Below are 14,471 nucleotides of genomic sequence, written 5' to 3'. Positions count from 1 at the left end.
TATTGTCCGGCGCAGGGACTTGAGAGTCCAGTTCGGATTTTCCCCCTCAACGCCTTTCGGCCGAGGGTCCAGATCACATGGCCATCATGATCACGGAGAGGCTTGCCACGAAGGTGGCGATGGAAGCGAATGCGGCAATGTCACGAAGCAGGTCAGTCATCGTCGTCTCCCGTGTTCTCTTATGTTTTTAATTTGTTCTCATTTTGTTTGAGAGTCAATAAAAGAACAGACCGGAAACAAACATATCGCGATATCCTCCCTCACCTGGTAAACAAGCCATTAATGGTGGGATTTTCGGTTAGATTGGCGCATGCGGATACATCCGGACTGGATGACCATCCGTGGAGGTTTCGAATATGCCCGGATGGGTCGGCGTGTGGAGAGTGGATCCTCGGGTCGAGCCCGAGGATGACGGAGGAAGGGGCGGAGCACACCACCCAGCGGCGTCATCCTCGGGCTCGACCCGAGGATCCAGACGCACGCATATCCGCCTCTTCACATCTCGACGACTTTGCCGCCCTCGATCGTCACGCGGCGGTCCATGCGGCTGGCGAGGTCGTGGTTGTGGGTGGCGATCAGGGCCGCGAGGCCTGACTGGCGCACCAGGGCTTCCAGTGCGTCGAAGACATAGGATGCGGTCTTCGGGTCGAGATTGCCGGTCGGTTCGTCGGCAAGAAGCACGCGCGGGGCGTTGGCGACGGCACGGGCGATCGCCACGCGCTGCTGCTCGCCGCCGGACAGTTCAGAAGGGCGGTGCTCGGCGCGGTGGCCGATGCGCATATAGTCCAGAAGCTGGCTTGCCCGCTCCTTCGCCTCGGCCTTGGAGAGGCCGGCGATTAGCTGCGGCATCATGATGTTCTCGACCGCGGAAAACTCCGGCAGGAGATGGTGGAACTGGTAGACGAAACCGATCTGGTTGCGGCGCATCGCAGTGCGCTCCGCATCGGGAAGTCCGTTGCAGGCATGCCCGGCGAGAAAGACTTCGCCGGCGTCCGGATGTTCGAGCAGGCCGGCGAGATGCAGCAGCGTCGATTTGCCGGTGCCCGACGGGGCGACCAGCGCGACGATCTCGCCGGTCTTAAGGTCGAAATCAGCCCCCTTCAGGATCGAAAGCGTGGTCTCGCCCTGGCCATAGTGACGTTCGACGCCCGAGAGCTGCAAGACGGTTTTGGGTGCCATGAAGGATGTGGGTCCTATTCGTATCGAAGGGCCTGGACAGGATCGAGCCGGGAGGCCCGCCATGCCGGAAGGATGGTGGCGATGAAGGAGAGGACGAGCGCCATCATGACCACCGAGAAGGTCTCGCCAAAGCTCATCTCCGCCGGCAGCTGGCTGAGGAAATAGAGTTGCGGATCGAAGAGGATGGTACCCGAGATCCAGGAGAAGAACTGGCGGATCGATTCGACGTTCAGACAGACGACCACGCCGAGCAGGACGCCCGCGAACGTTCCGACGAGGCCGATCGCCGCCCCAGTCATGAAGAAGATGCGCATGATCGCCCCCGCACCCGCGCCCATGGTGCGCAGGATGGCGATATCGCTGCCCTTGTCCTTCACCAGCATGATCAGGCCGGAGATGATATTGAGCGCCGCCACCAGCACGATCAGGGTCAGGATCATGAACATGACGTTGCGCTCCACCTGAAGCGCGGAGAAGAAGGTCTGGTTGCGCTGCCGCCAGTCGGTGATGAAGATCTGGCGGCCGGCCGCGGCCTCGATCTTCGGGCGCAGATCATCGACATTGTCGGGATTGTCGATGAACAGCTCGATCGACTGAACGATGCCGTCGGCATTGAAATAGAGCTGCGATTCCTCGAGCGGCATATAGATGATCGTCGCGTCGTATTCCGACATGCCGATCTCGAAGATGCCGGACACCGGATAGGATTTGACGCGCGGATTGACGCCCATCGGCGTCACGTCGCCTTCCGGCGAGATCAGGGTGATCTGGTCGCCGGCGGAGAGGCCGAGCTGGGCTGCGAGCCTGGAGCCGACCAGAACCCCCTGCCCCGAGGCAAAACCGACCATATCGCCGGACTTGACGTTGCCGGCGACCTCCGACAGCTTTTCGAGATCTTCGGGGCGGACGCCGCGCACCAGAGCGCCGGAACCTGCACCGCCACGGCCCGATGCCAGCGTCTGGCCCTCGACCAGCGGCAGCGCCATCCGCACACCTGGGACGGCCGCAAATTTCTGGGTGAGCTCGGCGTAGTCGGTCAGCGGCCCGTCGATCGGCTGGACGATCATGTGGCCGTTGATGCCGAGAATGCGCGAGATCAGCTCGGTGCGGAAACCGTTCATCACGGCCATGACGATGATCAGCGTCGCGACGCCGAGCATGATGCCGATGAAGGAAAAACCGGCGATGACCGAGATGAAGGCCTCGCGGCGGCGCGAGCGCAGGTAACGCCAGGCGACCATCCGCTCGAAAGCCGAGAAAGGACCGGCCGCAGGCGAACCGCCCGCCTTTACCGCTTCACCATTCGCCGCGACACTCGCCATGCCATTTCCTCAACCTGCCGAAGGCGGGAAATCCGCCGTGATACGCCTGCCGGCTTTATCGGCCGGCGAGCCTGTTCATGGCCGCTTCGACGGTCAGCGTTTCGCGCTCGCCGGTCTTGCGGTCCTTGACCTCCACCTCGCCTGACGCGGCGGAGCGGGGTCCGACAATCACCTGGACCGGCACGCCGATCAGGTCGGCGGTCGCGAACTTGGTGCCGGCGCGCTCGTCCGTGTCGTCGTAGAGCACGTCCTTGCCGACTGTTGCGAGACCGCCGTAGAGCGTTTCGCAGATCCGGTCGCAGGCTTCGTCGCCGGGCTTCATGTTGATGACCACGACGTCGAACGGCGCGACCGATGCCGGCCAGATGATTCCGTTGTCGTCATGCGATGCTTCGATGATGGCGGGAACAAGGCGTGTCGGGCCGATGCCGTAGGAACCCATGTGGACAGGGTGTTCCTTGCCGTCCGGTCCCTGCACCCTGGCGCCCATCGGCTCGGAATATTTGGTGCCGAAATAGAAGATATGGCCGACCTCGATGCCGCGGGCGGAAAGCCGGTCGGTCTCGGGGATGGCGTTGAACGCCTCCTCGTCGTGCATTTCCGAGGTCGCGGCATAAACAGAGGTCCACTTATCGAAGACCGCCTGCATGGCCTCGACGTCATCGAAATTGGTGTCCGTGCTGGGGATGTCGAAGTTGACGAAATCCTTGTGGGAAAACACTTCCGACTCGCCCGTCTCGGCAAGGATGATGAATTCGTGGGACAGGTTGCCGCCGATCGGGCCGGTGTCGGCGCGCATCGGGATCGCCCTGAGGCCAAGCCTGGAGAAGGTGCGCAGATAGGCGGTGAACATCTTGCGATAGGAATGCTCGGCGGCTTCCTTGGTCAGATCGAAGGAATAGGCGTCCTTCATCAGGAATTCGCGCGAGCGCATGGTGCCGAAGCGCGGGCGGATCTCGTCACGGAACTTCAGCTGGATGTGATAGAGGTTGAGCGGCAGGTTCTTGTAGGATTTGACGTAGGACCGGAAGATGTCCGTGATCATTTCCTCATTGGTGGGGCCGTAGAGCATCGGCCGCTCCTGGCGGTCCTTGATGCGCAGCATTTCCTTGCCATAGGCGTCGTAGCGGCCGCTTTCCTGCCAGAGTTCGGCGGATTGCAGCGTCGGCATCAGCACCTCAATGGCGCCGGCACGGTTCTGCTCCTCGCGGATGATGGCGTTGACCTTGTCGAGCACGCGCTTGCCGAGCGGCAGCCAGGAATAGATGCCCTGGCTCTGCTGGCGGATCATGCCGGCACGCAGCATCAGCCGATGGGACGCGATTTCCGCTTCCTTGGGGTTTTCCTTCAGGATGGGCATAAAATAGCGGGACAGGCGCATCGCGATTTCCGAGGTTGTCAGGCCTATCCCCAGCAGGCGAGGAATCGGCCATTTTCTTCAACAATATTGGGAGGGTACATAGCCGTTCCTCAGGCCCAAGGGAACCCGCCCCAGCATGAATCGCATGTCGTTCACGAATCTGCGCCGGCACTTCCAGACCTGCCAAAAGCGGGGATTTCGTGGCAAGTGTGCGACATTTTTGTCAACCGAAAAATTTTATCGAAGTGTAGCAAAAATACAAAAAAAGCGGATGACAAAGCACATCCTTTGGGCTAGGTTCAGCTCACAAAAGAGGCAAGGAGTTCAAATTCTTGCCATTTCGCGGTCAAGTCTTGGGAGGATCAGATCTTAGGCGCGCTTGTCGCAGCCCCGGTAACGGTTAAGGATCACGCGACACTAGAAACAAGGCTTAACCGCCTTGTTTTTTTTTGCTTTTTAGCCAGTCGAACGGGTCACGCGGGTGCCTTCGCCGCCGCTCCTATGCCTGAAAATCATGACGGGGAAATGACAGGCTCAGATGATCCTGCCTTTTTCGTGCTTCAGTCGAAGGTCGGCACGATGACGGGAATATCGGCAATGCCGACGCCGAAATAGGCGGATGCAACGTAGTAGCCCACGTAGAGCAGTGTCGAAATCACCGTCGTCAGCAGGATGACGCGGCCGCCGCGAAACCGGGCCGGCGCGCTTTCCACAGTACCGTTGGTCACCTCGCCGTCTTCCTGCTGGCTGCGATAGCCGAGCGGAAGGACGATGAAGAGCACGGTCCACCAGATGATGAAGTAGATGGCGGCGACCGTCAAAAGCGGCATGGTCTCGACTCGATTCCGGTTCGAAGAATGGGCGCCTTATAGGCCTAAAGGCCCACAAGCTCAAATCTGCATGGCCTGACGTGATGTCACAGTTGCGGGAATCACACCTGTTCGAGCTCGACCAGGGTGCCGTTGAAGTCCTTCGGATGCAGGAAAAGCACAGGTTTTCCATGGGCTCCGGTCTTTGGAGTGCCGTCTCCGAGGACCCGCGCACCGACCGCCTTCAGCTTGTCGCGGACGGCGATGATATCGTCCACCTCATAGCAGATATGGTGCATGCCGCCGGACGGGTTCTTCTCGAGGAAGGCCGCAATCGGCGAATCGGGTCCGAGCGGCTCGAGCAGTTCCACCTTGGTGTTGGGGAGTTCGACGAAGACCACGGTGACCCCATGCTCGGGCAAGGCCTGGGCCTGGGAGACACGGGCGCCGAGCGTATCGCGATAGGTCGTGGTCGCGACGCCAAGATCCGGCACGGCGATGGCGATGTGATTGACGCGTCCGAGCATGTCTGTCCTCCTTCGGGAACTGCATCCATTCCCGCCCCCCTCACCTGAAAAATCAGCACTTAGCCTTCCGGCTAAGATGCTGATTTTTCTTCCTCCCCCGCCATGGGGGAGGTAGGACTGCGGCGCCGCGGCACTCTTATCTCTGCCCTTGTGGGAGAGAAAGCGATTTCAACATCTTAGCCAAAGGCTAAGTGTTAGAAATCGCAAGTGAGGGGCAAACAACCCATCCCCTCAGAGACGCGTAACGAACACCGTCACGATCGGTTTCTTGCCCCAAGCCTCGTTGGCGGTGGAGCGGACGGCGCGGCGGATGGCCTCGCGGACCATGTCGAGATCCTTGCGGCGGGCCCGCGGTATGCTTTCGACGGCGCCGAGCACGGCGTCGTAAAGCGTATCCTCCATGTCCTCGCCCTCGTCGTCGAATTCCGGCAGGCCGAAGGCGATGAGATCGGGATCGGTCACGAAGTCGTAGCGAGCGTCGAGCAGGACGTTGACGGAAACATGGCCGACAAAGGAAAGCTTGCGGCGGTCGCCGATGCCCATTTCCTCGAAGTCGCCGATCAGCTTGCCGTCCTTGAAGATACGCCCATGAGGCGCATCGCCGATCACCTCGGCCGGGCCGGGCGCCAGACGCAGAATATTGCCGTTCCTGACGCGCGGGATGCTGTTGATGCCGACGGATGCGCCGAGTTCGGCCTGGGCCGTCAGATGCGCGGCCTCGCCGTGGACGGGCACCAGGATCTGCGGGCGGGTCCACTCATACATCTGCACCAGTTCGCTGCGGCGCGGGTGGCCGGAGACGTGGACGAGCGCGTCGCTGTCAGTGACGATCTTGATCCCCTGCTCGATCAGGCCGTTCTTGATCTCGATGATCGCCTTTTCGTTGCCTGGAATTGTGCGGGAGGAGAAGACCACCGTATCGCCTGAGGTCAGCGCCACGTGGCGCATCTCGTCGCGGGCGATCTTGGCAAGTGCGGCGCGCGGTTCGCCCTGGCTGCCGGTCAGGATCACCACGATCTTGTCGCGCGGGATATAACCGTATTCGTCCTCGGCGATGAAGGGCTTCAAGCCCTCCATGATGCCGATATCGCGGGCGACGCCGACGACGCGTTTCAGCGAAGAGCCGAGCAGCAGGACTTCGCGGCCGGCAGCGTCCGCTGCCTGGGCGATCGAGCGGATGCGGCCGACATTCGAGGAGAAAGTGGTGATCGCCACCCTGCCCTCGGCGGCCTCGATGATCTTGCGCAGGCCTTCGGAGACTTCCTCCTCGGAGGGCGAAACGCCCTCGCGCATGGAGTTGGTACTGTCGCACATCAGCGCCAGCACGCCTTCGTCGCCAATCTTGCGGAAGCGCGCCTCGTCGGTAAACGGTCCGAGCGACGGCGCGTGGTCGATCTTCCAGTCGCCGGTATGGACGACATTGCCGAGCGGCGTGCGGATGACCAGCGACATCGGCTCGGGGATCGAATGGTTGACGCCGATCGCCTCGATCTCGAACGGGCCGATATTGATGCGATCGCCGGCCTTGAAGATCGTCACCGGGATTTCGGCGCGCGAACCTTCGTAATTGCGCTTGGCTTCCAGCATGCCGGCGGTGAACGGCGACGCGTAGACGGGCACGTTGAGACCCGGCCAGAGGTCGTTCATGGCGCCGTAGTGATCCTCGTGCGCATGGGTGATGATCATCGCCTTGAGATGGCTGCGCTGGCTGGCGAGGAAGCGGATATCCGGCAGCACTAGATCGACGCCCGGCAGGTCCGGCCCCGGGAAGGTCACGCCGCAATCGACCATGATCCACTGGCGTTTCTCCGGCGTTCCATAGCCGTAGAGGGCGAGGTTCATGCCGATCTCGCCGACGCCGCCAAGCGGCAGAAACACCAGTTCTTCTTGGTTTGCCATTTTCTTTGTCTATTCCATTCCTTGAAAAAATACATCACCGGCGGCGATCGACGTTAGCGCGCCCAGTCCGGTGTCGAGCAGCAAAAATCCTTTGTCATCGATACCTGCGAATGTACCAACAAGCGAGCGGTCCGGCAGGTTCACGGTGATTTTTTCGCCGATGCCGCAGGCGACCTCGCGCCAGCGCCGGCTGATTTCCGGCGTGCCCCGACCCTCATCCCAGGATTCCAGAACCTGTGCCATCTCTCTGAAAAGACGCGCAAAAAGCTCTTCCGGCGAGACGTTGGCGCCATGGTCGGCAAGCCGCGTGACCGCATAGGCTGCACTATCGGGCATATGGCGGATATTGATGCCGATGCCGATGACGAGCGCGCGGCGGCCATCCGGCAGCCCCTCGCCCTCCAGAAGGATGCCACAGGTCTTCTTGCGGCCGATCAGGATATCGTTCGGCCATTTGACGTCGAGCGGCTCGCCGCCCGGCGGCAGAACCGATCTGACTGCGGCATGGACGGCGACTGCGACCGCGAGCGGCAGCGAGCCGATCCTCTCCGGCAGCGCAGGATCGATCAGCAGCAGCGACGCATAGAGATTACCGGGTTCCGATGTCCAGGCCCGGCCACGGCGGCCGCGGCCGGCGAGCTGGCGTGTCGCGGTCAGCCACAACAAACCGGAATCACCCGCGCGAGCGCGGGCGAGACATTCGCTATTGGTGGATCCGACCTCGTCGAGCGCCTCGTGACAGAACGCATCGAGCGAGAAACGACCCCTTGCTCCGGACATTCTCAGAAGAAGGACTTCGCGGCGGCACTTGCCGCCGTGCCGATCGGCCCGCCGATCAGCACATAGGCCACAACGAAGAGGCCGGAGAGACCAAAGACCAGGCGCAGTTCGCCGGAGATACGGGCGAACTCGCCCTTGGCTTCATCGAACCACATCAGCTTGACGATGCGCAGATAATAATAAGCGCCGACGACCGAGGAGAGCACGCCGATGACGGCCAGCGCATAGAGCTTGGCTTCGATCGCCGCGACGAAGACGAAATACTTTGCGAAGAAGCCTGCGAGCGGCGGAATGCCGGCCATCGAGAACATCAGCGCGGTCAGCACGATGGCCATGAACGGCTTGGTGGAGGACAGGCCTGCGAGATCGTCGACGTTCTCGACATTGCCGCCTTCCTTGCGGCGCATCGCCATGATGCAGGCGAAGGTGCCCAGCGTCATGACCATGTAGATGGTCATGTAGAGAACGACGCCGGAGACGCCCGTCTCGGAGCCGGCGGCAAGGCCGACCAGCGCGTAGCCCATGTGGCCGATCGAGGAATAGGCCATCAGTCGCTTGATGTTGCGCTGGCCGATCGCGGCGAACGAGCCGAGCAGCATGGAGGCGATCGACACGAAGACGATGATCTGGCGCCAATCGGCAACGAGCGGCAGGAAGGCGTCGGACACGATGCGAACCAGGATCGCCATGGCGGCAACCTTCGGGCCGGCCGCGAAGAAGGCAGTGACCGGGGTCGGTGCGCCTTCATAGACGTCCGGCGTCCACATGTGGAACGGCACGGCGGAAATCTTGAAGCAGGCGCCGGCGAGCACGAAGACCATGCCGAAGATGAGGCCCAGGCCACGGGTTTCGGCGGAGAGAACCTTGGCGATGCCTTCAAAGCCGGTATTGCCGGTGAAGCCGTAGACCAGCGACATGCCGTAAAGCATCATGCCGGAGGAGAGCGCGCCGAGGACGAAGTATTTCAGGCCGGCTTCGGTCGAGCGCAAGCTGTCCCGGTTGAAGGCGGCGATGACGTAGAGCGCCAGCGACATCAGTTCGAGGGCGAGATAGAAGGCGATCAGGTCGTTCGCCGAGATCAAGAGCAGCATGCCGAGCGTCGACAGGACCAGAAGGACCGGGAATTCGAAGCGGTTGAGCTGATCCGACTTCGCATGGCCGACGGACATGACCATGGCGGTGATCGAACCGATGAGCGCCAGGACCTTCATGAAGCGGCCGAAGGCATCGAGCTTGAAGGCGCCGCCATAGGCCACGCCCTCGCCGGGCATGAAGATCAGCCAGAGGCCGGCAACCGCCAGCAACGCCACCGCAAGCCCTGTCACCGTCGGCGCGGACTTGTCGCCGGAGAAGACGCCGATCATCAGAAGAGCGAGCGCGCCCACGGCCAGGATGATCTCCGGCATCGAGAGCTGCAGGCTTAGGGAGAGAATTTCAGCGGTCATGTCCAGTCGTGTCCCGTCTCAGTGCACGTTGAGTGCAAGGTCTTTCGCTGCTGCCAGGGCTGCGGAATAATTGTTCACCAGCAGGTCTACCGATGCTGCCGTCGCATCGAAGATCGGCGCCGGATAGAAGCCGTAGAAGATGGTGATCGCGATCAGCGGATAGAGGATGAGCTTTTCGCGGCCGGAAAGGTCGAGCAGGCCTTTGAGGCTTTCCTTCTCAAGCGCCCCGAAGATCACCCGGCGATAGAGCCAGAGCGCGTAGGAGGCCGAGAGGATGACGCCGGTCGCCGCAAACAGGGCAACCCAGGTGTTGACCCGGAAGACGCCGATGATCGTCAGGAATTCGCCGACGAAGCCGGACGTGCCCGGCAGGCCGACATTGGCCATGGTGAAGATCATGAAGGCGACGGCGTATTTCGGCATGTTGTTGACGAGACCGCCATAAGCCGAAATCTCACGGGTGTGGAGACGGTCATAGACAACGCCGACGCAGAGGAAGAGTGCGCCCGACACGATGCCGTGCGACAGCATCTGGAAGATCGCGCCCTGCACGCCCTGCACGTTCGCGGCAAAGATGCCCATGGTCACGTAGCCCATGTGGGCGACCGACGAATAGGCGATCAGCTTCTTGATGTCGTCCTGCATCATCGCCACCAGCGAGGTGTAGATGATGGCGATGACCGACAGCGAGAAGACCAGCGGCGCGAAATGTTCGGACGCGATCGGGAACATGGCGAGTGAGAAACGGATCATCCCGTAACCGCCGAGCTTCAGCATGACGCCGGCCAGGATCACCGAGCCAGCGGTCGGAGCCTGGACGTGCGCGTCCGGAAGCCAGGTATGGACCGGCCACATCGGCATCTTGACCGAGAAGGCCGCAAAGCAGGCGAGCCAGAGCCAGGTCTGCATGCCGGCCGGGAAGCCGTATTTCAGGAGCGCGGTAATGTCCGTCGTGCCGGCCTGCCAGTACATGGCCATGATGGCGAGCATCATCAGCACCGAGCCGAGCAGCGTATAGAGGAAGAACTTGTAGGAGGCGTAGACGCGGTCCTTGCCGCCCCACACACCGATGATGACGAACATCGGAATGAGGGTCGCTTCGAAGAAGACGTAGAAGAGCACGACGTCGAGCGAAACGAAGACGCCGGTCATGACCACTTCCAGAAGCAGGAAGGCGATCATGTACTCCTTGAGGCGCTTTTCGATCGTATTCCAGCTGGCAAGCACGCAGAAGGGCATCAGGAAGGTCGTCAGGATGACGAACAGCATGGAAATGCCGTCGACGCCAAGATGATAGGAGATGCCGGTGCCGAGCCAGTCATGCTTCTCGACCATCTGGAAGCCGGCATTCGAATTGTCGAAGCCGATCCAGATGAACAGCGAGACGACGAAGGTGAAGACCGTCGTGAACAGCGAAACGTTGAGAATGTTGCGGCGCCCGAAGGGGCCGTCTTCCCGTGTCAGAAGCAGCAACAGTACGCCGACCAGCGGCAGAAAGGTGACCGTCGAGAGAATTGGCCAGTCGGTCATTAGATCGAGCTCCCGAGCATCATCCAGGTGACGAGGGCGGCGATGCCGATCAGCATCGCGAACGCATAGTGATAAAGATAACCGGACTGCAGCTTGACCACCCGGTTGGTGACGTCGACCACGCGGGCGGCAACGCCGTTCGGGCCGTAGGTATCGATGACGCCGATGTCACCCTTCTTCCACAGGAACCGGCCGAGCGCCTTGGCGGAGCGGACGAAGAGGAAGTCGTAGAGTTCGTCGAAATACCACTTGTTGAGCAGAAACTCGTAGAGGACCTTCTGCGAAGCGGCGAGACGACGGGGCGTCGACGGCGACTTGATGTAGAAATACCAGGCCGTGACAAAACCGACCGCCATGGCGATGAAGGGGCTCCAGGCGACCAGCAGCGGCACGTGATGGAACTCTTCGAGGATCTTGTTTTCCGGCAGCGTGAACAGTGCGCCCTTCCAGAACTCGGCATATTCGTGGCCGAAGAAATAACCTTCGAACAGAACGCCGGCGAGAACCGCACCGGCGGCAAGGATATAGAGCGGCGCCAGCATGACCATCGGCGATTCGTGCACATGGTGCATGACGTCGGCGGAGGCGCGCGGCTTGCCGAAGAAGGTCAGGAAAGCGAGACGCCAGGAATAGAAGCTGGTGAACAGCGCGGCGATAACCAGAAGCGTGAAGGCAAAGCCCGCCGCCGCCGAATGGGACGAATAGGCGCTTTCGATGATCACGTCCTTGGAGAAGAAGCCGGCGAAACCGAACATGGTTCCCGGGATGCCGACGCCGGTCAGCGCCAGCGTGCCGATCGTCATCATCCAGAAGGTGACCGGGATGTGTTTGCGAAGACCGCCCATGTAGCGCATGTCCTGCTCGCCATCGACGGCATGGATGACCGAGCCGGCGCCAAGGAACAGCAGCGCCTTGAAGAAGGCGTGGGTGAAGAGGTGGAAGATCGCTGCGCCGTAAGCGCCGAGGCCGAGCGCCACGAACATGTAGCCGAGCTGCGAGCAGGTCGAATAGGCGATGACGCGCTTGATGTCGTTCTGGACGAGGCCGACGGTCGCCGCGAAGAAGGCGGTGATCGCGCCGATGATCGTGACGACCAGCAGGGCATTGGGCGACAGTTCGAAGATCGGCGACATGCGGGCGACGAGGAAGACGCCGGCGGTGACCATGGTCGCGGCATGGATGAGCGCAGACACCGGGGTCGGGCCTTCCATGGCGTCCGGCAGCCAGGTGTGCAGCAGGAACTGCGCCGACTTGCCCATCGCGCCCATGAACAGAAGGAGGCAGACGATGGTGATTGCACCGCTCTTGGTCAGTTCCATGCCGAAGATGTTGGCGATGACCTGAGACGCCTCCGGAGCGCCCGCAGCCGGCAGATAGGTGGCGGCAGCCGCAAAGATCGTCTCGAAGCTGATCGAGCCGAACAGGACGAAGACGCCGGCAATGCCGAGAACGAACCCGAAGTCGCCAACGCGGTTGACGATGAAGGCCTTCATCGCGGCAGCCGAGGCCGACGGCTTCTTGTACCAGAAGCCGATGAGCAGATAGGAGGCGAGACCGACGCCTTCCCAGCCGAAGAACATCTGGGCGAGGTTGTCGGCCGTAACTAGCATCAGCATCGCGAAAGTGAACAGCGACAGGTAGGCGAAGAAGCGCGGCCGATGCGGGTCGTGGTGCATGTAGCCGATCGAATAGACATGCACGAGCGTCGAAACGGTGTTGACGACGACGAACATGACCGCCGTCAGCGTGTCGACGCGGAAAGCCCATTCGACGTCGATGCCGCCGGACTGAATCCAGCGCATGACCGGAACCTTGATCACCTCGCCGGCTTCGCCATGGGCGAGCGCGACGTTGAAGAAGACGATCCAGGAGAGCACGGCTGCTATGATCATCAGGCCGCTGGTGACGTATTCGGACGCCTTTGCGCCGATCGAACGGCCGAACAGGCCGGCGATCAGGAAGCCGATCAGGGGAAGAAAGACGATTGCCTTGTAGATCATGACCCGATCAGCCCTTCATCATATTGACGTCTTCGACGGCGATCGAACCGCGGTTGCGGTAGAAGACGACGAGAATTGCAAGACCGATGGCCGCTTCGGCGGCCGCCACGGTCAGAATGAACAATGCGAAGACCTGGCCGACGATGTCGTTCAGGAAGGAGGAAAAGGCCACCATGTTGAGGTTGACCGAGAGCAGAATGAGCTCCACCGACATCAGGATGATGATGACGTTCTTGCGGTTCAGGAAGATGCCGAAAACGCCGAGCGTGAAGAGAATGGCGCTGACCGTGAGGTAATGGGAAAGTCCGATTTCCATGTCTTTATTCCTTTTTCCCGCCTCAGACGCCCTGGCCCGGCTTGACCTTGACCACTTCGACGGCTGTCGCCGGCGTGCGGGCCACCTGCTTGGAAACATCCTGTCGCTTGATATTGGTGCGGTGACGCAGGGTCAGCACGATCGCGCCGATCATCGCCACCAGAAGCACCAGGCCGGCGATCTGGAAGAAGTAGACGTAGTTCGTATAGAGCACGTCGCCTAACGCTGCCGTATTGGTGCGGCTGGCCGGGTTCGGGATCGGCATCGTGATCGCCTTGGCCGCTTCCGGCGTAAGCACGCTGCCGCCGATGACGACCACCAGTTCGGCGGCGACGATGAGGCCGACCAGCATGCCGATCGGCGCATATTGCAGCACGCCCGAGCGCAGTTCCGCAAAGTCGATATCGAGCATCATCACGACGAAGAGGAAGAGAACCGCAACCGCGCCGATATAGACGACCAGCAGGATCATCGCCAGGAATTCGGCGCCCGTCAGCAGGAAGAGACCGGCAGCGTTGAAGAAGACCAGGATGAGGAACAGCACGGAGTGCACCGGGTTCTTGGCCGAAATGACCATGAACGCCGACGCCACCGCGATGAACGCGAAGAGATAGAAGAAGATTGCCTGCAGACCCATCGTGGTGCCTTTTCGTCCCTCACCGGGATCGGGGCGAATGCCCCTACCCGTCGAAACCCGGCTTTGTGATATGCGCCGGGTATTTCATCCAGATGTCACCGGCGCACCGCCCGCTGAATGGGGGCCGCCGGACAAATCACCCCGCCTTAGCGGTAGGGCGCATCGATTGCCATGTTGCGAGCGATTTCGCGCTCCCAGCGGTCGCCGTTTTCCAGCAGCCGCGCCTTGTCGAAATAGAGTTCTTCGCGCGTCTCGGTGGCGAATTCGAAGTTCGGGCCTTCGACGATCGCATCAACCGGGCAGGCTTCCTGGCAGAAGCCGCAATAGATGCACTTCACCATGTCGATGTCGTAACGCACCGTGCGGCGGGTGCCGTCGTTGCGGCGCGGGCCTGCCTCGATGGTGATCGCCTGGGCAGGACAGATCGCCTCGCAGAGCTTGCAGGCGATGCAGCGTTCCTCGCCGTTCGGATAACGGCGCAACGCGTGTTCGCCACGGAAACGCGGCGAGACCGGGCCCTTTTCGAACGGGTAGTTGATCGTCGCCTTCTGCTTGAAGAAGTAGCGCATCGACAGGAAGAACGCGCCGACGAACTCCTTCAGGAACAGCGAATTCACGGCTTGGCCGAGACTTGCCATATTATTCTCCAATGATGCCGGAAGCCTGG

13 protein-coding genes are annotated in these 14,471 nt (G+C 61.3%); all 13 read right to left on the bottom strand.

Going from position 1 to position 14,471, the window contains the following annotated elements; genetic code table 11:
• Positions 1–495: 495 nt before the first annotated feature.
• The gene (locus tag C5J26_RS06180) at positions 496–1,179 is read right to left on the bottom strand and encodes an ABC transporter ATP-binding protein (RefSeq protein ID WP_046624259.1); all 684 of its coding nucleotides are present in this window, start codon (positions 1,177–1,179) and stop codon (positions 496–498) included.
• 14 nt (positions 1,180–1,193) lie between these two features.
• On the bottom strand, positions 1,194–2,501 hold the full coding sequence (locus C5J26_RS06175) for a lipoprotein-releasing ABC transporter permease subunit (RefSeq protein WP_046636586.1): 1,308 nt from the start codon (positions 2,499–2,501) through the stop codon (positions 1,194–1,196).
• Between the two features lie 55 nt (positions 2,502–2,556).
• The gene (proS, locus tag C5J26_RS06170) at positions 2,557–3,882 is read right to left on the bottom strand and encodes a proline--tRNA ligase (RefSeq protein WP_105401033.1); all 1,326 of its coding nucleotides are present in this window, start codon (positions 3,880–3,882) and stop codon (positions 2,557–2,559) included.
• A 539-nt stretch (positions 3,883–4,421) separates the two neighbouring features.
• Positions 4,422–4,691 (bottom strand): DUF1467 family protein, encoded by a 270-nt coding sequence (locus C5J26_RS06165; RefSeq protein ID WP_105401032.1) that lies wholly within the window; start codon positions 4,689–4,691, stop codon positions 4,422–4,424.
• A gap of 101 nt (positions 4,692–4,792) precedes the next feature.
• Complete coding sequence (gene mce, locus C5J26_RS06160) at positions 4,793–5,197, bottom strand: methylmalonyl-CoA epimerase (RefSeq protein WP_046667751.1); 405 nt, start codon at positions 5,195–5,197, stop codon at positions 4,793–4,795.
• Positions 5,198–5,428: 231 nt separating this feature from the next.
• Complete coding sequence (locus C5J26_RS06155) at positions 5,429–7,096, bottom strand: ribonuclease J (RefSeq protein WP_105401031.1); 1,668 nt, start codon at positions 7,094–7,096, stop codon at positions 5,429–5,431.
• 9 nt (positions 7,097–7,105) lie between these two features.
• Positions 7,106–7,876: a biotin--[acetyl-CoA-carboxylase] ligase gene (locus C5J26_RS06150; RefSeq protein ID WP_105401030.1), complete on the bottom strand. Its 771-nt coding sequence runs from the start codon at positions 7,874–7,876 to the stop codon at positions 7,106–7,108.
• A gap of 2 nt (positions 7,877–7,878) precedes the next feature.
• A complete protein-coding gene (nuoN, locus tag C5J26_RS06145) occupies positions 7,879–9,321 on the bottom strand; it encodes an NADH-quinone oxidoreductase subunit NuoN (protein WP_105401029.1) in 1,443 nt (480 codons plus the stop codon).
• Between the two features lie 18 nt (positions 9,322–9,339).
• A complete protein-coding gene (locus C5J26_RS06140; protein WP_105401028.1) occupies positions 9,340–10,851 on the bottom strand; it encodes an NADH-quinone oxidoreductase subunit M in 1,512 nt (503 codons plus the stop codon).
• On the bottom strand, positions 10,851–12,851 hold the full coding sequence (nuoL, locus tag C5J26_RS06135; RefSeq protein WP_105401027.1) for an NADH-quinone oxidoreductase subunit L: 2,001 nt from the start codon (positions 12,849–12,851) through the stop codon (positions 10,851–10,853). Before nuoL ends, C5J26_RS06140 begins: the two co-directional genes overlap by 1 nt.
• Positions 12,852–12,858: 7 nt before the next feature.
• On the bottom strand, positions 12,859–13,167 hold the full coding sequence (nuoK, locus tag C5J26_RS06130) for an NADH-quinone oxidoreductase subunit NuoK (RefSeq protein ID WP_007772674.1): 309 nt from the start codon (positions 13,165–13,167) through the stop codon (positions 12,859–12,861).
• A 22-nt stretch (positions 13,168–13,189) separates the two neighbouring features.
• The gene (locus tag C5J26_RS06125; protein ID WP_046635483.1) at positions 13,190–13,804 is read right to left on the bottom strand and encodes an NADH-quinone oxidoreductase subunit J; all 615 of its coding nucleotides are present in this window, start codon (positions 13,802–13,804) and stop codon (positions 13,190–13,192) included.
• A 146-nt stretch (positions 13,805–13,950) separates the two neighbouring features.
• Positions 13,951–14,442, bottom strand: coding sequence for an NADH-quinone oxidoreductase subunit NuoI (gene nuoI, locus C5J26_RS06120; RefSeq protein WP_038585696.1), 492 nt, complete (start codon positions 14,440–14,442; stop codon positions 13,951–13,953).
• Between the last annotated feature and the right edge of the window lie 29 nt (positions 14,443–14,471).

Origin of the sequence: Neorhizobium sp. T7_12, from assembly GCF_002968535.1 — a bacterium.
Classification (GTDB): domain Bacteria; phylum Pseudomonadota; class Alphaproteobacteria; order Rhizobiales; family Rhizobiaceae; genus Neorhizobium; species Neorhizobium tomejilense.
This window is presented reverse-complemented; position numbering and strand designations above follow the sequence as displayed.

What these genes read in the sequence shown, in the direction of transcription:
- C5J26_RS06180 (WP_046624259.1), bottom strand. Translation starts at nt 1,179, where the DNA reads ATGGCACCCAAAACCGTCTTGCAGCTCTCGGGCGTCGAACGTCACTAT.
- C5J26_RS06175 (WP_046636586.1), bottom strand. Translation starts at nt 2,501, where the DNA reads ATGGCGAGTGTCGCGGCGAATGGTGAAGCGGTAAAGGCGGGCGGTTCG.
- proS (WP_105401033.1), bottom strand. Translation starts at nt 3,882, where the DNA reads ATGCGCCTGTCCCGCTATTTTATGCCCATCCTGAAGGAAAACCCCAAG.
- C5J26_RS06165 (WP_105401032.1), bottom strand. Translation starts at nt 4,691, where the DNA reads ATGCCGCTTTTGACGGTCGCCGCCATCTACTTCATCATCTGGTGGACC.
- mce (WP_046667751.1), bottom strand. Translation starts at nt 5,197, where the DNA reads ATGCTCGGACGCGTCAATCACATCGCCATCGCCGTGCCGGATCTTGGC.
- C5J26_RS06155 (WP_105401031.1), bottom strand. Translation starts at nt 7,096, where the DNA reads ATGGCAAACCAAGAAGAACTGGTGTTTCTGCCGCTTGGCGGCGTCGGC.
- C5J26_RS06150 (WP_105401030.1), bottom strand. Translation starts at nt 7,876, where the DNA reads ATGTCCGGAGCAAGGGGTCGTTTCTCGCTCGATGCGTTCTGTCACGAG.
- nuoN (WP_105401029.1), bottom strand. Translation starts at nt 9,321, where the DNA reads ATGACCGCTGAAATTCTCTCCCTAAGCCTGCAGCTCTCGATGCCGGAG.
- C5J26_RS06140 (WP_105401028.1), bottom strand. Translation starts at nt 10,851, where the DNA reads ATGACCGACTGGCCAATTCTCTCGACGGTCACCTTTCTGCCGCTGGTC.
- nuoL (WP_105401027.1), bottom strand. Translation starts at nt 12,851, where the DNA reads ATGATCTACAAGGCAATCGTCTTTCTTCCCCTGATCGGCTTCCTGATC.
- nuoK (WP_007772674.1), bottom strand. Translation starts at nt 13,167, where the DNA reads ATGGAAATCGGACTTTCCCATTACCTCACGGTCAGCGCCATTCTCTTC.
- C5J26_RS06125 (WP_046635483.1), bottom strand. Translation starts at nt 13,804, where the DNA reads ATGGGTCTGCAGGCAATCTTCTTCTATCTCTTCGCGTTCATCGCGGTG.
- nuoI (WP_038585696.1), bottom strand. Translation starts at nt 14,442, where the DNA reads ATGGCAAGTCTCGGCCAAGCCGTGAATTCGCTGTTCCTGAAGGAGTTC.